This is a genomic window from Arthrobacter wenxiniae, assembly GCF_013376105.1.
Lineage (GTDB): Bacteria > Actinomycetota > Actinomycetes > Actinomycetales > Micrococcaceae > Specibacter > Specibacter wenxiniae.
The window spans coordinates 33,891-52,735 of record NZ_JAAMFM010000027.1 but is presented as its reverse complement, the minus strand read 5'-3'; the positions used below and the strand labels follow the sequence as shown (position 1 = coordinate 52,735).

19 protein-coding genes are annotated in these 18,845 nt (G+C 69.4%); 7 read left to right on the top strand and 12 right to left on the bottom strand.

The window, feature by feature from the left end:
- Window positions 1-46 precede the first annotated feature (46 nt).
- Window positions 47-1,534 carry a TIGR01777 family oxidoreductase gene (locus G6034_RS15345; protein WP_176635980.1) on the top strand — a complete coding sequence of 496 codons (1,488 nt, stop codon included), beginning with the start codon at window positions 47-49 and terminating at the stop codon, window positions 1,532-1,534.
- Between the two features lie 88 nt (window positions 1,535-1,622).
- Here the strand turns inward: G6034_RS15345 and G6034_RS15340 are convergent, their stop codons facing one another.
- Window positions 1,623-3,536, bottom strand: a complete 1,914-nt coding sequence (locus tag G6034_RS15340) for an HNH endonuclease (RefSeq protein ID WP_343038093.1) — start codon at window positions 3,534-3,536, stop codon at window positions 1,623-1,625.
- Between G6034_RS15340 and G6034_RS15335 the strand changes: the two genes are divergently transcribed.
- Window positions 3,523-3,750 (top strand): hypothetical protein, encoded by a 228-nt coding sequence (locus G6034_RS15335; protein WP_176635979.1) that lies wholly within the window; start codon window positions 3,523-3,525, stop codon window positions 3,748-3,750. The two genes, G6034_RS15340 and G6034_RS15335, sit on opposite strands and share 14 nt — an antisense overlap.
- A gap of 140 nt (window positions 3,751-3,890) precedes the next feature.
- Here G6034_RS15335 and G6034_RS15330 read toward each other — a convergent pair whose 3' ends face one another.
- Together G6034_RS15330 and G6034_RS15325 are read right to left on the bottom strand one after the other, a co-directional pair.
- Window positions 3,891-5,231, bottom strand: coding sequence for an MFS transporter (locus G6034_RS15330; protein ID WP_176635978.1), 1,341 nt, complete (start codon window positions 5,229-5,231; stop codon window positions 3,891-3,893).
- A gap of 128 nt (window positions 5,232-5,359) precedes the next feature.
- Window positions 5,360-6,247: a LysR family transcriptional regulator ArgP gene (locus G6034_RS15325; protein WP_176635977.1), complete on the bottom strand. Its 888-nt coding sequence runs from the start codon at window positions 6,245-6,247 to the stop codon at window positions 5,360-5,362.
- Between the two features lie 63 nt (window positions 6,248-6,310).
- On the opposite strand from G6034_RS15325, the gene G6034_RS15320 reads away from it, so the two are divergent.
- Entirely contained in the window at window positions 6,311-6,937 is a 627-nt protein-coding gene (locus G6034_RS15320) for a LysE/ArgO family amino acid transporter (protein ID WP_176635976.1), read from the top strand.
- A gap of 38 nt (window positions 6,938-6,975) precedes the next feature.
- On the opposite strand, the gene G6034_RS15315 is transcribed toward G6034_RS15320, so the two are convergent.
- The 4 genes from G6034_RS15315 to G6034_RS15300 all read right to left on the bottom strand — a co-directional run bounded on the left by G6034_RS15315 (window position 6,976) and on the right by G6034_RS15300 (window position 11,004).
- On the bottom strand, window positions 6,976-7,383 hold the full coding sequence (locus tag G6034_RS15315) for a hypothetical protein (protein WP_176635975.1): 408 nt from the start codon (window positions 7,381-7,383) through the stop codon (window positions 6,976-6,978).
- Between the two features lie 77 nt (window positions 7,384-7,460).
- Window positions 7,461-8,477 carry a GmrSD restriction endonuclease domain-containing protein gene (locus G6034_RS15310; RefSeq protein ID WP_176635974.1) on the bottom strand — a complete coding sequence of 339 codons (1,017 nt, stop codon included), beginning with the start codon at window positions 8,475-8,477 and terminating at the stop codon, window positions 7,461-7,463.
- An 84-nt stretch (window positions 8,478-8,561) separates the two neighbouring features.
- The gene (locus G6034_RS15305) at window positions 8,562-9,725 is read right to left on the bottom strand and encodes a hypothetical protein (RefSeq protein WP_176635973.1); all 1,164 of its coding nucleotides are present in this window, start codon (window positions 9,723-9,725) and stop codon (window positions 8,562-8,564) included.
- A gap of 79 nt (window positions 9,726-9,804) precedes the next feature.
- Window positions 9,805-11,004: a toxic anion resistance protein gene (locus tag G6034_RS15300; protein ID WP_176635972.1), complete on the bottom strand. Its 1,200-nt coding sequence runs from the start codon at window positions 11,002-11,004 to the stop codon at window positions 9,805-9,807.
- 168 nt (window positions 11,005-11,172) lie between these two features.
- Here G6034_RS15300 and G6034_RS15295 point away from each other — a divergent pair, with 168 nt between their 5' ends.
- Entirely contained in the window at window positions 11,173-12,186 is a 1,014-nt protein-coding gene (locus G6034_RS15295; RefSeq protein WP_176635971.1) for an adenosine deaminase, read from the top strand.
- Window positions 12,187-12,233: 47 nt separating this feature from the next.
- Here the strand turns inward: G6034_RS15295 and G6034_RS15290 are convergent, their stop codons facing one another.
- Window positions 12,234-12,950, bottom strand: coding sequence for a LysE family transporter (locus G6034_RS15290; protein ID WP_176635970.1), 717 nt, complete (start codon window positions 12,948-12,950; stop codon window positions 12,234-12,236).
- A 106-nt stretch (window positions 12,951-13,056) separates the two neighbouring features.
- Here G6034_RS15290 and G6034_RS15285 point away from each other — a divergent pair, with 106 nt between their 5' ends.
- The 3 genes from G6034_RS15285 to fdhA all read left to right on the top strand — a co-directional run bounded on the left by G6034_RS15285 (window position 13,057) and on the right by fdhA (window position 15,578).
- Window positions 13,057-13,512 (top strand): Lrp/AsnC family transcriptional regulator, encoded by a 456-nt coding sequence (locus G6034_RS15285; protein ID WP_343038092.1) that lies wholly within the window; start codon window positions 13,057-13,059, stop codon window positions 13,510-13,512.
- A 66-nt stretch (window positions 13,513-13,578) separates the two neighbouring features.
- Window positions 13,579-14,088: a mycothiol transferase gene (locus G6034_RS15280; RefSeq protein WP_176635969.1), complete on the top strand. Its 510-nt coding sequence runs from the start codon at window positions 13,579-13,581 to the stop codon at window positions 14,086-14,088.
- A 275-nt stretch (window positions 14,089-14,363) separates the two neighbouring features.
- Window positions 14,364-15,578: a formaldehyde dehydrogenase, glutathione-independent gene (gene fdhA, locus G6034_RS15275; RefSeq protein ID WP_176635968.1), complete on the top strand. Its 1,215-nt coding sequence runs from the start codon at window positions 14,364-14,366 to the stop codon at window positions 15,576-15,578.
- 65 nt (window positions 15,579-15,643) lie between these two features.
- Here fdhA and G6034_RS15270 read toward each other — a convergent pair whose 3' ends face one another.
- Genes G6034_RS15270 through G6034_RS15255 form a run of 4 tightly spaced genes read right to left on the bottom strand, consistent with a single transcriptional unit; the run spans window position 15,644 to window position 18,845 of the window.
- A complete protein-coding gene (locus G6034_RS15270; protein WP_176635967.1) occupies window positions 15,644-16,027 on the bottom strand; it encodes a flagellar assembly protein FliW in 384 nt (127 codons plus the stop codon).
- Window positions 16,024-16,914 carry a flagellar hook-associated protein FlgL gene (gene flgL, locus G6034_RS15265; protein ID WP_176635966.1) on the bottom strand — a complete coding sequence of 297 codons (891 nt, stop codon included), beginning with the start codon at window positions 16,912-16,914 and terminating at the stop codon, window positions 16,024-16,026. Before flgL ends, G6034_RS15270 begins: the two co-directional genes overlap by 4 nt.
- Window positions 16,915-16,916: 2 nt before the next feature.
- Window positions 16,917-18,344: a flagellar hook-associated protein FlgK gene (gene flgK, locus G6034_RS15260; RefSeq protein ID WP_176635965.1), complete on the bottom strand. Its 1,428-nt coding sequence runs from the start codon at window positions 18,342-18,344 to the stop codon at window positions 16,917-16,919.
- 18 nt (window positions 18,345-18,362) lie between these two features.
- Complete coding sequence (locus G6034_RS15255) at window positions 18,363-18,845, bottom strand: flagellar export chaperone FlgN (RefSeq protein WP_176635964.1); 483 nt, start codon at window positions 18,843-18,845, stop codon at window positions 18,363-18,365.

Below are 18,845 nucleotides of genomic sequence, written 5' to 3'. Positions count from 1 at the left end.
AGTTGTCGGCAGGCCCATGATGCCGGCCCCAATCAGCGGGAGAACCATGCACACGTTTCGCCGAACCACCGCACTTCCCTTCCCGCGCGCCGACGTCTTCCGGTGGTTTGCCCGGCCCGGCGCCCTGGTGAGGCTCACGCCGTCGTTCTTTGGAATGGTGCTGGCCGAGCCCAGCCAGGGGATTGAGCCGGGCTCGACGGCGGCCATGGGCGTGGGTGCCCCGGGCGGGGCGGGCCTGTGGCTGGGTGCCGCGTCGGGCACGGTCCAGGGGCTGCTTCCGGCCAGGCTGCGCGGCCTCAATGCGGTGCGGCCGCAGCTGCGCTGGGAGGCCCTGCACACGGAACTGGTGCCGGGGGAGCGGTTCACCGACGTCATGACCAGCGGGCCCCTGACCAGCTGGACGCACAGGCATGACTTTGCCGATGGCCCTGTTGCCGGCAGCACCCTCATGACGGACACGGTGGATTACGAATTGCCGCCCGTGGCCGCCGGCGCGTGGGCGGTGCGCCGCCTGGAGGCCGAACTCGGGCGGATGTTTGACTTCCGGGCCCGCCAGCTTTCCGGCGAGCTGGACTTCCACCGCCAGCATGGCGGACGCGCGCTCACCATCGCCGTGACCGGCGCGTCCGGGTTGATTGGCACGCAGCTGTGCGCACTGCTGGGCGGCGGCGGGCACACAGTGGTGAAGCTGGTGCGCCGTACGCCGCGAGGTCCGGGGGAGATCTTTTGGGACCCCTCCACTGGAACGCTGGATGCCCGCCAACTGGCCGCCTGCGATGCCGTGGTCAACCTCGCCGGGCATCCCATCGGCGGCCGCTTTACGGCCAAGACCAAGGACGCCATCTACCGCAGCCGAATCCAGGGGACGTCGCTGCTGAGCGAAAAGCTTGCCCAGCTGGCGTCCGACGGCGTTCCGCGCACCTTGGTGAGCGCCTCCGCCGTCGGCTACTACGGGGCGGCGCCCCACCATCCCGCAGGCCACTTTGGCCAGCCGTCCTCCCGCGCCCTGGAGGAGACCGACCCCGCGGGCACCGACTTTTTGGCACAGGTGTGCCTGGACTGGGAAGCTGCCTGCCGTCCGGCCGCCGACGCCGGGCTGCGGGTGGTCAACGTGCGCACGGGCGTGGTGCAGTCGGCCGGCGGCGGGGTGCTGCAGCGGCTGCTGCCGCTCTACCTGGCCGGCGTGGGCGGGCCGCTGGGCAGGGAGCAGTGGCAAAGCTGGATCGGCATTGACGACGTGGCCGGGATCTTTGCCCACGCCGTCCTGTCGGAGTCGCTGGTTGGGCCCGTCAACGCCGTGGCCCCGCACCCAGTGACCGCCGAACAGTATGCCCGCATTCTCGGCGGGGTCCTCCACCGGCCGTCGGCGGTCAGGGTGCCGGCCCTGGGGCCCCGGCTGCTGCTGGGCCGGCAGGGCGCCAAGGAACTGGCGCTCGCCGACCAGCGGGTCTCCTCCGCAAAAGTTGCAAAGGACGGATACAGGTTCCGGCACGAATCCCTGGACGCGGCGTTGCGGCACATTGTGGGTGTGTAGTCGACACTTTCCTGCTGTGCTGTGTAGTGCCGTGTAGTGCTGTGACGGGCGGGCCTGCGGGCGGCCCGTCTGGGCAGGCAATGCCGCCTCAGCGCCGCCGGGTGCGGAGCCGGCTGAATTGGCTGCCCACGGGTCCGGGCAGCGGCGGGGCGGTGGAGACGTAGCTGTGGCCGGTGGGTGTGGTGACAATGGTCTGGGGTTCGGCCGCGCCGTTGGGCCCGGCGGTTCCCTCGGAGCCAGCGGCGCCAGGCGGAATGGTGCGAGGCGGAGGCGTGCCTGGGCCGGTCGTGACGGTCCAGCCGGGTGCCTCCTTGGCCTGGTTGCAGGCCCTGCAAAGCCCCTGGCCGTTCGCTACGCTGGTCTCCCCGCCGGCAGCCCAGGACTTGATGTGGTCGTAGTCGCGGATCGGCGCGTCGCAGTACGGGGAGGCGCAGGTCTGATCGCGCAGGCGCAGAAATTCCTTCATGCCCTCCGGGAAAAGCCGTCCCTTGGAGTCCATGGCCAGTAACGCGTTCGTTTCCGGGTGGGTGAAAAGCCGTTTCAGCCACACCCTGGGCGAAAATGGGGACCCGCCGCCCGGGCGCTTCCCGCCCGAAGGACCGATGCCGTCGTCGTTCCCGGTGCGGGTGCCACCTTCGCTGTTCGACCCGCCGGTCAATGCGTCGTCGGCGTTGTTGCCGGTGCCGCTGACGAGTGCGCGAGCGGCAGGCGCCGGGATGGGCTCGTAGCCCACCAGCAAGGCGGGGTCGCTGGCGCCGTCAAAGAGGGCACGGTCGGTCATGACCAGTTGCAGGGCGAGGTCGGGCTCCGACACCGTGGTGCACATCCGGACCCGGCCCGGAGGGGACGTTTCGGCAACCGCATCCGCCAGCTTGCCGCCGGTGCCATCGGTGCCGCGTGTGGCGTTCGCGCCGCCGGAGTGTTCGGTGCAGGGGGTGTGGCTGACCAGGCGGTGGAGGAGGGCGTCGGCCATGAGCTGGCCCTTGCCGCGTTCGTCCCCTGCCGCCTTGGCGCCGTCCGCGACCTTGGTCAGGAGGTTGTAGATCCGCACGCCCTGGCGCAACGGGACCAGTGCGGTGAGCAGGGTCATCCCGTCGGCGGCGGGGCGCAGGGAGACGAAGCGTTCCGATTCGGCGCGCGCGAACCGCTTGGCGACTGCGGCCGCGTCCAGGGACAGGGCTGCCCTCTTCGCGGCAGCCGCCAGTTCCCTGCTTCCCATCGAGGCAAGCCGTTCCGGGTCACCGCAAACCATCGCGTCGACCGCAGCGCGGTGCCCGGCCGAAAGACATGCTGTCTCCCGGGCGAGGATTCCAGCCCGGTACTCGCTGAGGGTTCCGACGCCAAAGGCGGCCATGGCGAGGGGCATTTCCCGGACCAGGACATACGCGAGCCCGCACAGCTGCCGTCCACGCCAGGGCGACTCGTGCCGCGCGAGGGCCACCTGCTCCGCCACGCCCCGGCCGATCTTCTCGCGCGGCATTCCGGCCCGGGCCTGGACCAGCTGCTGCTGGGCAACAAACACGGCCTCCGCCTGGGCCTGCGCCGCTGCCGCTGCATTCTTCACTTCCTCCAACCGGGCTATCACGTCCACGAGGGCGGCGGGGTCCACCTTGTCCACCACGGCAGCGTCGTAGCCCTCTGCGGCGGTACCGGGGCCGGTCGGGTTGTCCGTGGGGCCGGTCGGGTTGTCCGTGGTGCAGGCGGCGGTGCGGCCGAGAGCGCCGCCCAGGGCGAGGACGACCTCCGTGGCTGCCGCCGCCTGGACCTGCGCCTTTGTGGCAGTTCCCTTGGCGGCGGAGGCGTACTGGGCCAGGTCAGCCAGATTCGCCGCCGCGGACCCGGTCCGGATCTGCTGTTCGAGCCGTTCAGCAGCGTCGTCGGCCCGCCGGCGGGCATCGGCAGCGAGTTCGTGGGCCAGCGCAGCATCCAGCTGGGCGAGCACCATGGGATCGAACGCGCCCGCGCACTGCTCCAGGAGGAGTCCGGCCGTGGAAATCAGCACGGAACACCCCTCCCCAGACGACAACGAGGCCCCCGCGAACCCCTCCGGCACCGCCGACGTCGGCTCCGGGGCCGACGCGGGCCGGTTCACTCGGGCGGCCTGGTCGCCGCGGCCGGGCTGGTCTTTGCGGGCGGGAACGGGGACCGCACTGCCGGATCCCTGCTCCAACCACTCCGGTGCCGCCACGCTGCCCACCCGCCCTGATCATCAGTGAACCATTTTACGAATATAAATCCGTCAATTATTTCGATTTCTTCATCTTCTCCGTACCTCGATTCTATAAGAAGGCACTGACAAGCGGGCAGTCAGGACCACCAAACGCCACATCTGTGGACAACTATTTTCCGCCGGCGTTCAGTCCGCTGCGACCATGTCCACGGGGGTGGCCTCCGGTGCGGTGCCGCGGGCGCGCAGCCCCAGGACCACCATGGGGACCAGGACGGCCAGGGCCACCAGGTTGACCCAGAGAAAGCCGCCGCCGGCCAGCACGGGCCCGGCCACGGCGGCCATGCCGGCGGCCCCGAAATTCATCATCATGTCATTGGCGCCCTGCAGCGGGACCCTGATGTCCTCCGGCACCGACTGGGTGAGCAGGGATGAGCCGCCGATGAGGCAGGCGGACCAGCCCAGGCCCAGGGTGGCGAGCGCGACGGACATGAACACGGGATCGCTGCTGTCCGAGACGGCCGCGCCGAGCCCGATCGCCGCCAGGAAAATACCGCAACCCAGCCCCACAACGCGCCCCGCGCCGACCCGGTCCACGAGCCAGCCAAACACCGGGCTGGCGGCGTACATGCCCAAAATGTGGACGCTGATGACAATGCCGATGATCTCCAGCGAGTGGCCGTGCGCGTCCATGGCCACGGGCGTCATGACCATCACGCCCACCATGATCATGTGGCCGCCCGTCACGGCGGCCAGGGCGGAGAGGGCGCGGGGGTTGCGGGAGGCCAGGCGCAGGGCGGCCCAGGCCCCGTGCCGCCGGGGAGTGCTGCCCCGCGGGGGGCGGACGACGACGGCGGCAGCCGGGTGCCCGGCGTCGTCCGGCGGTGCTGCGTCCCCAGGCTGGGGGGCGGGGCGGGAGCCGGAATGGGCCTCGGCCGGGTGGGGGGTGCCAAGGAAGAACGTGGCGATGACGAGCGCGGCCGTGACAAACGCGACGAGCGAAAAGAGGAACGGTCCGGACAGGGGAACCACGCCAAGGCGGATGCCCAGGAGGCGGCCGGGTTCGGACAGGTTGGGGCCGGCCACGGAGCCCACGGTGGTGGCCCAGATGACGATCGCCATGGCCCTGCCGGCCTTCTCGGGAGGGGCGCCGTCCACCGCGGCGTACCGGGCCTGCAGGCCGGATGCGCTTGCTGCGCCGAAGAACAGCATGCCCGCGGCCATGAGCCAGAATTGGCCCAGGCCCGCGGCCAGGAGGACCAGGGCGGCTCCCACGGCGCCCAGCGCGAGGCCGGTGCTCAACGCCCAGCGGCGGCCGGCGCGTACGGCCAGGTTGGCCAGCGGCACCGCCACCAGCCCGGCGCCCAGCGTGGAGGCGGTCTGCACAAAGCCGGATGCCGCCGTCGTGCCCGCCAATTGGGCGGCCAGGATGCCGCCCACGGAAATGCCGGAGGCAACGCCCACCCCGGACAGGAGCTGGCCGGCCACCAGCACCAGTTGGTTGCGGCGGGCCGTGCTGGGGGAAGTCATGCGTGGGTCCTTGGGTTGGGGCGGCCTGGCGGTTGCTTCATCTGTAATGATGCGGGCGGATTGGGGCCGTGACAAGTCCGCCACGGGGAGCCGTGCGCCATGTCGCAGGCCGCCTCCGGCGCCGAAGGCTACGAAAGGGCGGCAGCGGCCGCTGTCCTTACCGCGGCGCTCAGGAGGTCCAGGGCGGCGGACCGGATCTTCCAGCGCTGCCAGTACAGCGGGACCGCGGTGACACGGCCGGGCACGAGCTCCACCAGGCTGCCGTCGCGCAGCCCGCCCGCGCAGTGCGCTTGTGGCATGAGCCCCCAGCCGAGCCCGGCGCGGACTGCGGCGGCGAATTGGAAGGTGTCCGGAATGAAGTGCTGCCGGCCGGCGGGGGAGCCGCCCGTCACGGAGGCCAGGAAGTGCGACTGGAGGGTGTCGCTGCGGTCGAACTGGATGGTGGGCGCGTCGCCCAGCTTCCCGGCACTGAAACCGCCGGGGAACCACAGCCGCAGGAAGGCGGCCGAGGCCACGGCACGGTAGCGCAAGGCGCCGAGCGGCACCACGGAGCAGCCCTGGACGGGGTCGGGCGCGGCCGTCACGGCAGCCATGACCTCCCCGGACCGCAGCAGGCCGGCGGAATGCTGCTCGTCTTCGCGCAGCACCTCAAAGGTCAGCCCCGAGCCTGCCGGCACGGCGGCCAGCGCGTCGATAAACCAGGTGGCCAGCGAATCGGCATTGACGGCCACCGGGATGGGCGCCGAGGAGGCGCCGGCCACGCCCAGTTCCGCCGCGGCGTCGGCCTCCAGCTGGCGCAGCTGCCGGGCAAGCCTGTGCACCACGGCGCCCGGCACCGTGGCCTGGATGGGGGTGGTGCGCTGCAGCAGCACCTGGCCGGCCGCCTGTTCCATGGCCTTGATGCGCTGGGAGACGGCCGAGGCGCTGACGTGCAGGGCACCGGCCGCGGCGTCAAAGGTGCCGTGTTCCAGGACGGCCAGGAAGGTGCGCAGCTGCTCAGTCTGAAAATTCAACATTAGATTTCCTTATGTATCCTAAAAATAATTAGCTGTACTGCATTGCACCAGCCTAGTAGTTTCATGGGTGTGACTCCATTGGACATCCTCGCCCCGGCGGGCACCGGCCTCGGCGCCGGGCTGGCCCTCATCATCGCCATCGGCGCCCAGAACGCCTTCGTGCTGCGCCAGGGGCTCCGAGGCGAGCACGTGGGGCTGGTGGTCCTGGTGTGCATGGTCAGCGACGCCGTCCTCATTGCCGCCGGGATCTTCGGCATCGGCGAGGTGGTGCGGGCGGTGCCGGCCGTGGTGGTGGTGATCCGGCTGGCAGGGGCGGCCTTCCTGCTGGCCTACGGCGCCTTCGCCGCCCGGCGCGCCTTCCACCCCGGCACGCTGACGGCCTCCGGGCAGCAGGGCGCGCCGGGCCCCAGGGCCGTGCTTGCCACGGTGCTGGCACTGACGTGGCTGAACCCGCACGTCTACCTGGACACCGTGCTGCTGCTGGGCACGCTGGCCAACGAGCACGGCGAACTGCGGTGGTGGTTTGGCGCCGGCGCGGCGCTGGGCAGCGTGCTCTGGTTTAGTGCGCTCGGCTTCGGGGCCAGGCTGCTGCGGCCGGTGTTTGCCCGGCCGGCCGCATGGCGCGTGCTCGACGGCGGGATCGCACTCGTCATGGTGTTTCTGGCGGCGCGGATGGCGTTCGGGTTCTAGCTTTCGGGTGCTAGCTTTCGGGTGCTAGCTTTCGGGTGCTAGATGAAGTCCATCTCCACCTGGAGGAAGGCTTCGGCCGAGGCGATGGCGGCGGCGAAGGCCTCATCCTCGGTGGGCGACTTCTGCGGCGTGCGGGTGAACCACTCGTGGTTGTCCATGTGGATCTTGGTGAAGCCGCCGCCCGGAGGGGCGTAGAAGACGGCAAAGCGCTGCACGGGCCATTCCGGGCCGGTTTCAATCGCCACCAGGAGCGCGGCCCCGAGGGCCGGGTTGTACCACTGGGCGATGGGCCGGCGGCGGTCGCTGTCGAAGAGTCCGGAGGCGTAGCGCGAGGCCGGTTGGGGTCCTATCTGCGAGCACAGCCGGTCCCACCACAACGGCAGAATCTCGCTGTCGTGGCGGATCCACAGTGCCGGGGTCACCGGCTGCTCACCGCTGGGGGCCATGGCTTAATTTTAGCCATTCCGGCAGCAGTTTCCAGTGGGCGACGAGACTCATGGAAGGCCTTGGCGCAGCCGGGTCGCTATTCGCAGCCGATCCCGTCGCCGTCGCGGTCAAACTTGGACTGGAAGCCCGGATCGCCGCTCCGGATGGGGGCCGCCCCGGCCGCCCGGACGGCCGCGCAGTTTTGGTAGAAGACGTTCGACGGCGGCTGGACCAGGGGGGCCGGTGCCGGCTTGGGCGCGGGCGCGGGTGCGGGCTTGGGCGCGGGCGCGGGCGCCGCAGCTGTGGGGGCGGCCTGCACCCGGATGCCGCCACAGCTGCGCAGGATCCGTGCCATGGTGTCGTGTTCGGCCTGCGTGACCCACAGCCGGTGGGCTGCCTTGACGGAAATCTGCCGCGCCACGTACTCGCAGCGGTAGCCTTTGTTCGGCGGCAGCCAGGTGGCGGCGTCGCCGTCGCCCTTTTGCTGGTTGGTGCGCCCGTCCACGGCCAGCAGGTTCAGCGGGTCGTTGGCGAAGGCCGTGCGTTCCTGCACGGACAGCTGCTGGGCGCCCTTCTGCCAGGCGTCGCTGAGCGCCACCACGTGGTCGATCTGCACCGCGGCGCTGTTCGGCCCGCGCACAAAGTCGATCACGGTGGACGTGTAGGGGTCCGCCAGCACCCCCGTGAGCACCACGCAGTTCCGCGTTCCGGGCTTGTACGTCCTGGCGGTCAGGTCGCGGCCCAGGATGTCGTTGCGGGTGTCGCAGCCGTTCCTGTCCACGTCCGCCCAGGCCGGGCCGAATTCCGCCCGGCTGTAGCCCGTTTTCGGCGCACGGCCCTTGACGGGGAGCCCGGCCAGGACGTCCAGCGCCCTGGCGGCGAAGGCCGGCCCGGTGTTGGCTGCGGGCACGGCCGCCCTGGCGCTTGGAGCAGGGGCCTTGGCCGTCGGGGAGGCCGGCGCCCGGGCGGGGGCGGGCTGGGAGGTGGGTGCCGGCGTCGGGCGTTCCGGGTTTTGGGAGCTGGGGGAGGACGACGGCGGTGCCGCCACGGGCGCCGGGGCGCCGCCGCACGCCGTGGCCACCAAGAGGACGGACGCCAGCACAGAGGACCTCATGAAATCGGTGGCGCGGGGTCTGCGGCGGCTGTGCACTGTGACTGCTTTCAGGGATGGTGGCTGGGGCGGGCGGGGCGGCAGGGGCTAATTGCGCGGCCCGAGTGATGCGGCAATGAGTCCGGCAACAATCAACAGCACGATGACGGCGAGGATGCCGGCTGCGCCCATTCTCCACGTGAGCCGGTGCTCGCCCTTGGGGGCCCTGAAGTACGTGAGCAGGGCGGCGATGACCAGGCCGGAAAGGACGGGAACGTACGCCCAGGTCCTTTGCCCCGTGGTGAGCGGCATGATCAGGTCGGCCCCATAGACTGCAAGCACCAGCGCCGGCACGCCCAAGGCAAACGAAATGACCGCCACCAGCAGGTTGAAGCGGCTTTGGGAGTCCGCTTCGCGCGAACTCGAAATGCTGGCGGCCGACGTGAGCAGATCCCTGATGGAGGATGACTCGGCCTCGAGCTGCCGGCGGAGCTCCTGGCACTGGCGCATTCCGGCGTCGTGCAACCGCATCCACGTCCGCGTCCCGGCGGTGGCCGGGGCCGCGGGATTGATGATCGCGGGCTCCTGCAGGCGGCGGTAGGCGTGATAGGCCTCGGGGTCGGTCACGTGCACCCACAGGCCCTCCCGGAGGCATTCGCGCGCCTGGTCGGATGCGCGGCTGCACACAATATTGCGCTGCAGGAGGCTTTCCACCACCGATGTGTGCCCGACTGCCGAGGGCTTCGAAGAACTGCTGGCAACCAGCTGCGTCTCCACCTGATACCGCACTTCGCGAAGGTCGGCCACCGCGTTGCGGGACGCCTCGGCAATGTCCTTGGCGATCTGGGCCGCACGGTGGTGCTGGTCGAAGGCATCGGCGGAGCCGCCAGGAACCGTGAATTTCTGGAGCACGCCAGCCAGCGCGCTGTTCGCCAGGGGGAAGGACCCGACGTCGTCGGGATCCACGGCCGTGAACCGGTGTGCGTGTGCCCCTTCGAGCCAAAGTGCCGCAATGCCCGCCTTCAGCGCGACTTCGCCGCTGTCCGCCTCGACCAGGATTTGCATGTTTCCGACGGCTATGACCCTTCGCCCCTGACTGTCCGGCGAGACCACAAACAGGGGTGCGACGCGGACGCCGTTGCGCCCGGTTGAGCGATCCTGCCCGGCCAGGGCCGCAAGTGCGGGCCGTGAGGGGCGGGACTTGTCGGCGATCCACGAAATTGCAGCCAGCTTGGAGGCCGTGGCTGTCGCATCGGCTGCTTCGGGTGTCATTTCGTCATTCAAGCACAGTCGTTGGGGCTGGCTTGAATTGAATCGCCGGGGCCTGCCGCCGGAGTGCGGCCGCCGGGGCCTACTTCTCCCCGTCCTCCGCCTTCCGTGAGCGGTCCAGGTACGGCTTGGCCTGTTCCAGGCCGGATTCCAGGGCGTGCACCGTCCCGTCCATGTTCTTCGCCGCCGTCGCCCGGAAGGAGTCGATGGCGTCCATGGTGGCGTAGACGTTGTCGAACGCCTTCTTCAGGGTCTCGACGCTGACGCCGGAGCTCGCGGCCTGCTGGTGGATGCGCACCGTCTGGTCCTTGAGCATCTCCGAGGTCTGCAGGATCATGTTGTTCGTGGTGGTGTTGACGGCGTCGATCTGGTCCAGCACCATCTTCTGGTTCGCGAGGGCCTGGGCCACGATCACGGCGGTGCGCAGGGCGGAGATGGTGGTGGTCCGGGCGCGGTCCACCCCCTTGATCAGCTCCAGGTTGTTCTTGCGGATCAGGTCCATGGCCAGGTAGCCCTGGACGGAGACCGAGAGCTGCGTCAGGACGTCCTGGTGGCGCTGGCGGATCGGGAAGAGGACGTCGGCCTCCAGTGCCTGGGCCTGCTCCTCCTGCCCGGACCGGCGCAGCTGGGCGATCTTGTCCGCGGTCGCGTCGTCGAGCGCCTTGGCATAGACGGCCGTTTCACTGAGGACCTGCATGGTGTCCCACAGCTGCACCTTTTCGTGGGCGAGGTCGGAATTGTCCGTCCCCAGCTCGTTCTGGCCGGCCATGAGCGACTTGATGATGGCGTCCAGCTGCCCCTGGGCGGACTCGTAGCGCTGGAAGTACTTGGCCATCTTGTTCCCCTTGGGGATCATGCCCAGGATCTTCCGGCCCGCGCCGAGGTCCGCGTTGTTCGGCGTCAGCGATTCCACCGTGGCCCGGAGCTCGCCCAGGGTCTGGGCCACATGCGCCTGGGCGCTGTTGCCGCTGCGCTTGGCGCTGGAGACGGACGTGGCGGAGCGTTCCAGCATGCGGCTGGAGGTGTCCGCGGAGGACCTCATGGCCGGCGCGGCCAGGGACGACAGCCCCTCCACCCTGCGGCTGAACTCCGGGCTGCGCGCGTCCAGGGCCGCGATGCCGGCGATGAACTCCTTGGCCTGGACGTTGATTTCAGCCTGGCGTGCGGCCTCGACCGGGATCATGCCCGGCGCCTGCTCCGGCGTCACGATCTCCGGCGCCTCGGGAGGGGTCAGGACCAGGGCGTCGTCGGGCTCGGGGGGCGGGGTGAGCGGAGTTGTCATTGAAGTGAACCAGTTTCGTTGAGCTCAAAGGTTTCCAAAGGGCTGTTACATGCCATGTTGCAACACGCGGCGGCATTTGTCGCGTTCCGAACCGCCCGAAGCCTAAATCGTCGGACGCACCGGAGGCGGCGGCCCGCCCGGTGGGGCCGCCGCCGTAGACTGGCGGACATGGAAACCCCCGACGGCGCCCCCATCCTGCCCAAGGCCGAGCTTCACCTGCACATCGAAGGCACGCTCGAACCGGAGCTGATCCTGGAGCTGGCGGCCCGCAACGGCAAGGTGCTGCCCCACCCCACCCTGGCCGGGCTGCGGGCCCAGTACCAGTTCACGGACCTGCAATCCTTCCTCGACCTTTACTACGCCAACATGGCCGTGCTTGTCACCGAGGCCGACTTCGCGGACATGACCCGCGCCTACCTGGGCCGGGCCCGGGAAGCCGGCGTCCGCCACGCGGAGGTCATGTTTGACCCCCAGGCCCACCTGGCGCGCGGCATCCCGCTGACGACGGCGGTCGCCGGCATCTCCTCGGTGCTCGCGGACAGCTTTGACGAGTTTGGCATCACCACCGGGTTGATCGCCGCGTTCCTGCGCGACCGGCCCGAAGACGACGCCCTGGACGTGCTGGGACAGCTCCTGGCCATGGACGCGCCCATCATCGGGATCGGGCTCGACTCGGCCGAGGTGGGCAATCCGCCGTCGAAGTTCATCCGGCTCTTTGACCGGGCTCGGGACGCCGGTCTGCGGCTCGTGGCCCACGCCGGCGAGGAGGGCCCGCCCAGCTACGTGTGGGACACGCTGGACCTGCTCGGCGCGGAACGCATTGACCACGGCATTCGCTGCGTGGAGGATTCGCGGCTCGTCGAGCGGCTGGCCACCGGGCAGGTGCCGCTGACGGTGTGCCCGCTGTCCAATGTGCGGCTGCGCGCCGTGGACACCCTGGCCGCGCACCCCCTGCCTCAGATGCTCGCGTCCGGGCTCAACGTCTCCATCAATTCCGATGACCCCGCCTACTTTGGCGGCTACGCGGGGGCGAACTTTGCGGCGCTGGTGGACGAGTTCGGCTTTGACGCGGACACCCTGGAACGGCTGGCCGGCAACTCCATCCGGTCCTCGTTCGCCCGGGACGCCCGGAAGGAGGAGCTCCTGGCCGAACTGGCCGCCTGGCGGGCGGCGCAGGGGTAATTCGCAGGCGTCCGGGTGAAGGCCACGTTTCCGCGTCGCCGGGGGCGTCAGCCGTGCGCGAACAGCCGGCCGGCGGCGTCCGCCACCGGGACTGCCTGCTCCGCCAGAAGCATGGTGCCCAGTCCGAGCATGATGACGCCGCTGCAGAGCGTGATGACGCGGGCCCCGCCGGGGCGGGAACGAAGAAGCTTCCGGGAACCGGCCGCGACCAGCGTGTAGATGACGGCCGTGCACGCCACGAAGGACAGGCCCAGGACGGCCGACTGCGCGGGGACGGAAAATGCGGCGTGCGGCCGGATGAACTGCGGGGTCAGGGCCACGAAGAACAGGAGCGCCTTCGGGTTGACGGCGCTCGTGCCCACGCCCTGAAGGAAGGCGCGGCGGCCGCCGGGGCCGGTGGCGGGCCCGCTGAGCGGCCCCGCCGGACCTGGGCCCGCAGCACTGAAACCGGCAGAACTGAAACCGGCAGCGCTGAGCCCGGCGCTGCGCCAGGACCGCGCGGTCACAAACCCAAGCCACAACAGGTACACCGCGCCGGCCACAGTCAGCCAGAGCAGCAGGGCGGGAATGGCAGCCATGACGGCGGCGATCCCGGCGGCGAGCAGGATGGTGTGCAGGACGTAACCGCTGCACAGGCCCGCGACCGCGGGCACAAAGCTGCGCCGGCCCAGGCCCGCGGCGATGGAGTATGCCCAGTCCGGACCCGGCGTGCAGGTGAGTGCGAAGGCAATGATGAGGAAGCCAATGAGTGCCTGCGGATCCACGGGTGCTCCTGTCGACGTTGGTGATGGGAGCAATCTTAGGCAATGGGACGGCAAAAGTGCTTACCGATTTTATCGAATTAGCACCATGGTGCGATAAGATTTTGCCGTGATTGACGATCTTGACAGAGAAATTATGCGCAGGCTCCAAAATGACGGGCGCATGTCCGCCACGGCGCTGGCCGCCCAGGTGGGATTGACGGTGGCTCCGTGCCACCGCCGTCTGAAGGAATTGGAGGCTACGGGCGCCATCAGCGGGTACCGTGCCGTCATCGACCCGGCGGCGGTGGGCCTGGGCTTTGAGGCCCTGGTGTTTGTCACCCTGGCCCGGGTTGACCGGGCAACGGTGGATGAGTTTGAGGCCCGGGTGAGCGCCAACGCGCACATCACCTCCGCCCAGCGCCTCTTCGGCGATCCCGACTACATCCTGCGGGTCATGGCCGAGGACCTGACGGCGTACCAGCAGTTTTTCGACGACGAGCTGACAGTGCTGCCCGGCGTGCAGCGCGTCAGTTCCACCCTGGTCATGAAGAACCTGAAGCCGGGCGCGGGCCTGCCGCTGTAACAGGTCGGGCAGAAGCCGGCACCCGGACACTGGACGTGCCCATCCCGCAGTGAAAGCATGGCACCCATGAAGTCTTCACAGCTGCTGGTGGATGCGTTCGGACGGATTGGCGACATTGTGGACGGCGTCCTGGATGGGATGGACGTCGCGCGGATCAACTGGCGCCCCGGCGGGACGGGCAACTCCGTCGCCTGGCTGGTGTGGCACCTGAGCCGCGGCCAGGACGAACAGCTTGCCGCGGCGGCTGGCATGCCGTCCGTGTGGCATTCCGGCGGCTACGCCGGCAGGTTCGGCTTCGCGCTGGACGCGGCCGATACCGGCTACGGCCACTCCGCGGCGCAGGTGGACAGGGTGCGGGTGGACTCCACGGACTTGTTGCGCGAATACCACGAGGCGGTCCTGGGCCAGAGCCTTGACTACGTCCGCGGGCTGGCCGACGCCGACCTCGACCGGGTGGTGGACAGCCGCTGGAACCCTGCCGTGACACTTGGGGTGCGCCTTGTCAGCATTGTGAACGACTGCGTCCAGCACGGCGGCCAGGCGGCCTACGTCAAAGGTCTGCCGGACGTGCTGTGAACGGCTCGCTCGCCGCTGGAGGTGACGCCGCGTGGGACGTGTTGTCACCTCCAACGGACTGGGCGACGCTTCCCCGGGACCCCGAAACGCTGTCCCCTTACATATTCCTTCCTTCCGGACTAGGCTGGCGACAACCCCGGATTTTTCCAGTGAAATTCGCGCACCAGGACACTGGTGACGAAGCTGCCACGGATTTTTTTGGTGCGCGCCGGGGGGTTCTTGTGGAATCGGGCTGCCAGACCTGGCTGCCCGAAGTGCGAGGAAGGAAGCATTCCATGTCAGGAAACAAGGCTGTTGCCTACAAGGGACCGGGAAAGGTCGAGATCATTGAGATCGACTACCCGACGTTTGAACTGAAGGACGGACCAGGCGTCAACCCGGCCAATGTGGGGCGCAAGGTGCCCCACGGCGTGATTCTCAAAACCGTCGCCACCAACATCTGCGGCTCCGACCAGCACATGGTCCGCGGCCGCACCACCGCCCCGACCGACCTGGTGCTGGGCCACGAGATCACCGGCGAAGTGGTCGAGGTGGGCCCGGACGTCGAATTCATCAAGGTGGGCGACATCTGCTCGGTGCCGTTCAACATCTCCTGCGGCCGCTGCCGCAACTGCAAGGAGCGCAAGACCGGCATCTGCCTGAACGTGAACCCGGACCGCCCGGGCAGCGCCTACGGTTACGTCGACATGGGCGGCTGGGTGGGCGGCCAGGCCGAATACGTCCTGGTGCCCTACGCCGACTGGAACCTTCTGAAGTTCCCTGACCGGGACCAGGCGCTGGAGAAGATCATGGACCTCACCATGCTCTCGGACATCTTCCCCACCGGCTTCCACGGCGCCGTGTCCGCCGGCGTGGGCGTGGGCTCCACCGTCTACATTGCCGGGGCCGGCCCCGTGGGCCTCGCCGCGGCGACGTCGGCGCACCTGCTGGGGGCCGCCGTCGTCATTGTCGGTGACATGAACGCGGACCGGCTCGCTGCGGCCCGAGCCTTCGGCTGCGAAACCATCGACCTGACCAAGGGTGATCCCGGGGCGCAGATCGAGCAGCTGCTGGGTGTCCCGGAGGTTGACTGCGCCGTGGACGCCGTCGGCTTTGAGGCGAAGGGCCACGGTTCGGATTCGGGCCACGAGGCGCCGGCAACCGTGCTCAACTCGCTCATGGACATCACCGCCGCCGGCGGCTCCCTGGGCATCCCCGGGCTGTACGTCACGGGCGACCCGGGCGGCATCGACGCCGCCGCGCAAAAGGGTTCGCTGTCGCTGAGCCTGGGCACCGGCTGGGCGAAGTCGCTCGCGTTCACCACGGGCCAGTGCCCGGTCATGAAGTACAACCGGGGCCTGATGATGGCGATCCTGCACGACAAGGTGCACATCGCGAAGAACGTCAACGCCAAGGCGATCCCACTGACCGACGCGCCGCGCGGCTATGCCGAGTTTGACGCCGGCGCCGCGACCAAGTACGTCCTCAACCCGAACGGCTACCTGAACTAGCCGCCGTTCAAGGGTCCCGACAGGCCCGACCGCCGGCGGTCGGGCCTGTCGGGACCCTTGCCATGTCAGGCGGCGTTCAGCGGCGCGCGCAGCGGCCATTGCGGGCCCTCGAGAATGACCTGCAGGCAGGCTCCGGTACCGGCGTTGAGCAGGATGGGGGCGGCGAGGTTGACAGTGCTTTGCGTGCCCGGGTTCACCACCACGAGCACCGAGGGCGCGGCGGTGCCCAGGCGTTCGACGTCGGCCGGGTCCGGCCGGGGGGCGTAGTCCGGCAGGTGCGCGGCAGCGTCCAGGACGAAGAGGCGCACCGTGGCGTCCGCGGCCGTCAGGGAAAACAGCCCCGTGGCGCCCTCAATCGCGGCCAAGGTGAAGTCCACGCGCGGCTCCAGCCCCGGCGGGGGCGCCGTGAAGTGAAGCGCGGACGGGAGCTGCGGCGCGGTGGTGCTCATCGCAGGAAGTCCATGAGCGTGGGCTGGAGCACCTTTGCCGTCACGCCCAGAGCCGCCTGGTAGGACACTTCCTGGGTCTTGACGTCCAGGTAGGCCTTGGACAGGTCCAGGTCCTCGATGCCGGAGCGCTGGTTTTCCAGGTCGACGACGGCGTTCGCGTTGGCGTCCTGCGCCCGCAGCAGCTGCGCATGCCGGGCGCCGACCTCGGCGCTGCCGTTGATGACGGTGCTGAGGGCCTTGTCCATGGCGTCGATGTGCGCTGAGACGTCGCCGCCGCCGCGCAGCGTGTCCGCGATCGTCTTCAGAAGCCCAAACACAGAATCTCCGTTCTTATCGGGGCCGAAGATGGCTGCGCCGTTGGCGTCCACCTGGATGGTGGTGTTGGGGCTGATGCGGCGCTCCACCGTGCTGGCGTCCCCGTTGTAGACCGGCGGATTCCCGTCCGTATAGGCCGCGCCTGCGCTGGAGTTGCCGGCAAAGATGCTCCGGCCCATGTACTGGGTGTTGGCCTTGCTCAGCAGGTCCTTGCCGATGGAGTCGAGCTGCGCGGCGATGGCATCGCGCCCGTCCTGGTTGATGGCGCCGTTGGCGCCCTGCAGGGTCAGGTCCTTGGCGTTCTGCAGGAGCGTTGTGGCGCTGGCCAGCGCGTTGTCCGCCGTGGTCAGCCAGGCGGACCCGTCCGAGATGTTGCGGCCGTATTGCGCGGCCGCGGCCTGCTGGGCGCGGACTGCCATCGCGTCCGCGGCGGCGGCGGGGTTGTCGGAGACGTTGGAGAACGTCTTAAGGTCCGTGGCGGACTGCTGCAACTGTGCCAGTTTGGCGGAGCTGGCCTGCAGGTTCCGTTGCGCCGCGGCGGCCATGGTCTGCATGGTGACCCGTGTCATCATTCTCAGCGTCCCACCCTTCCGGTCTGGTTGATGAGGACGTCCAGCGACTCGTCAATGGCTGTCATGACGCGGGCCGCCGCCTGGTAGGCATGCTGGTAGGCAAGCAGGTTGACGTTTTCCTCGTCGATGTCCACGGAGGCGTTGGACTGCTGGACGGTCACGGCGTTGGTCAGTGCAGTGCCGGCCGCAACGTCCTGCTGCAGGGCCGTGCGGGCCGCCGTTCCCGTGGTCAGGACGGTCTTGGTCCACTGCGCATCGGGGGAGCCGGGGCCGATGCCAAGCTGGGAGATCTTGTCCGCCATGGACCCGTCGTTGCCATTCACGTTGCTGGCGGAGGCGGCAACGCCGGTCACGTCCTTGGGGACGACGGCCAGGGTGGCGGCTGCCTGCCCCGGCGTGTAGCTGAAGAATGGTCCTCCCGGGGTGCCGTCGGCCGTGTACGCGGTGGTGTGGACCGCATTGACCTGGTCGGCCAGGTTCGCCGCCAGGCGGTTGTATTCGGCGGCCGTCTCCGCGATCACTCCGCCAGTCCCGCCGTTGGCGGGGGCCAGCACTGAGAGCGTGCCTGCCAGCTGGCCGCCGTCGAGGTCAACGGGCATGCCGGGCCGCTTGGCCCATTCCAGCTGGACGGGGCCGGCGCCGGACACGTTGGCGGCGCCCATGCTGGTGGGACCCGTGACGTTCACCGCGTTGACCTGGCTGCCGGAGACCAGGACGTTGCCGCCGAGCAGGATCTCGTTGCCGCCGTCGGGCAGGTCCCGCACGGTGCCTCCCACCAGCTGGGAGAGCCTGGCCGTGAGGGTGTTGCGTTGGTCGATGAGCGCGCTGCTGGGAACCCCCGATGCGGCGGACGAGCGGATCTTGTCGTTGAGGTCGGCCACCTGGGCGGACGTGGAGTTCACTTCACCGGCCAGCATGTCCGCCTGGGACCGGGTCTGCGACCACTGCGTGTCCAGGCCCCTGTACCCGTCCCCAATGCTTTGGGCCAGGGTTGTGGCACCCTGGAGCAGGGTGGCCGCGGGGCCGGCGTCGCCGGGGGTGTTGCTGACGGCCTGCCACGATGCCCAAAAGGATGTCAGCTGGCCGGAGACGGCGTCGGTCCCCGGCTCCTTCATGCGGGCCTGGATGTCACTGACGGCGTTGGCGCGGACATTCGTGTAGCCGGCGCTCGAGAAGGCGGTCCGCACCCGTGCGTCCAGGAAGGCGTCGCCCAGGCGGGCGATGCCGGAGACGGCGACGCCCTGGCCCGGCTTGACGCCGGAACTGTAGAGCGAGCCGCTGGCCGGGGCGCCGACTGAGGCCAGGTCCGCCCGCTGGCGGGTGTAGCCGGCGGTGTTGACGTTGGTCAGGTTCTGTCCGACGACGTTCAGCCCGGTCCGGGCCGCGTTCAGTCCGGACAGTGCCGTGGTGAGGCCGCTAAAAGTACTCAACGTGTGTCCTTACGCATCTCAAACGCTTTGGTCCAGGAAGCGTGAGCCCGCATCCTGGCGGGTGTGTCCCAGATGGTTGTAGGTGCCCGCATCCGGAGCCAGCCCGGCAGCGGTTTCCTGCGCGGAGCGCAGGCCGGCGCGCAGAAACTGCAGGTTGGTGTCGCGCAGGCTGCGGAGCTGGTCCACCTGCGTGGTCAGCGCCGCAAAATGGGCGGACAGGATCTCGCCCCAGGGTCCGTCCGCGGCTGCGGCGGCGAGGTCCTGCAGGGTCGCGTTGTCCGCCAGGCCCCATTCGACGGCGACGGAGGACGCCACGGCCGTCCGCTCCAGCGATGCCGCCCGGAGGCGGTCCATGACGTGCTCAACTTCGCGGGTGGCATGGTCCAGCCAGCGCGTCTTGCCGGACTGGAGGATCAAATGCTCCTCATCCAGCTTGAAGACCAGCAGGTCCAGCAGCTCGCGTTCGCGCCACAGCAGGGTGGTTAATTCTTCAGGCCCCAC

Coding starts and splice junctions, on each gene's coding strand:
- G6034_RS15345 (WP_176635980.1), top strand. CDS start 47: ATGCACACGTTTCGCCGAACCACCGCACTTCCCTTCCCGCGCGCCGAC.
- G6034_RS15330 (WP_176635978.1), bottom strand. CDS start 5,231: ATGACTTCCCCCAGCACGGCCCGCCGCAACCAACTGGTGCTGGTGGCC.
- G6034_RS15325 (WP_176635977.1), bottom strand. CDS start 6,247: ATGTTGAATTTTCAGACTGAGCAGCTGCGCACCTTCCTGGCCGTCCTG.
- G6034_RS15320 (WP_176635976.1), top strand. CDS start 6,311: ATGGGTGTGACTCCATTGGACATCCTCGCCCCGGCGGGCACCGGCCTC.
- G6034_RS15315 (WP_176635975.1), bottom strand. CDS start 7,383: ATGGCCCCCAGCGGTGAGCAGCCGGTGACCCCGGCACTGTGGATCCGC.
- G6034_RS15310 (WP_176635974.1), bottom strand. CDS start 8,477: ATGAGGTCCTCTGTGCTGGCGTCCGTCCTCTTGGTGGCCACGGCGTGC.
- G6034_RS15305 (WP_176635973.1), bottom strand. CDS start 9,725: ATGACACCCGAAGCAGCCGATGCGACAGCCACGGCCTCCAAGCTGGCT.
- G6034_RS15300 (WP_176635972.1), bottom strand. CDS start 11,004: ATGACAACTCCGCTCACCCCGCCCCCCGAGCCCGACGACGCCCTGGTC.
- G6034_RS15295 (WP_176635971.1), top strand. CDS start 11,173: ATGGAAACCCCCGACGGCGCCCCCATCCTGCCCAAGGCCGAGCTTCAC.
- G6034_RS15280 (WP_176635969.1), top strand. CDS start 13,579: ATGAAGTCTTCACAGCTGCTGGTGGATGCGTTCGGACGGATTGGCGAC.
- fdhA (WP_176635968.1), top strand. CDS start 14,364: ATGTCAGGAAACAAGGCTGTTGCCTACAAGGGACCGGGAAAGGTCGAG.
- G6034_RS15270 (WP_176635967.1), bottom strand. CDS start 16,027: ATGAGCACCACCGCGCCGCAGCTCCCGTCCGCGCTTCACTTCACGGCG.
- flgL (WP_176635966.1), bottom strand. CDS start 16,914: ATGATGACACGGGTCACCATGCAGACCATGGCCGCCGCGGCGCAACGG.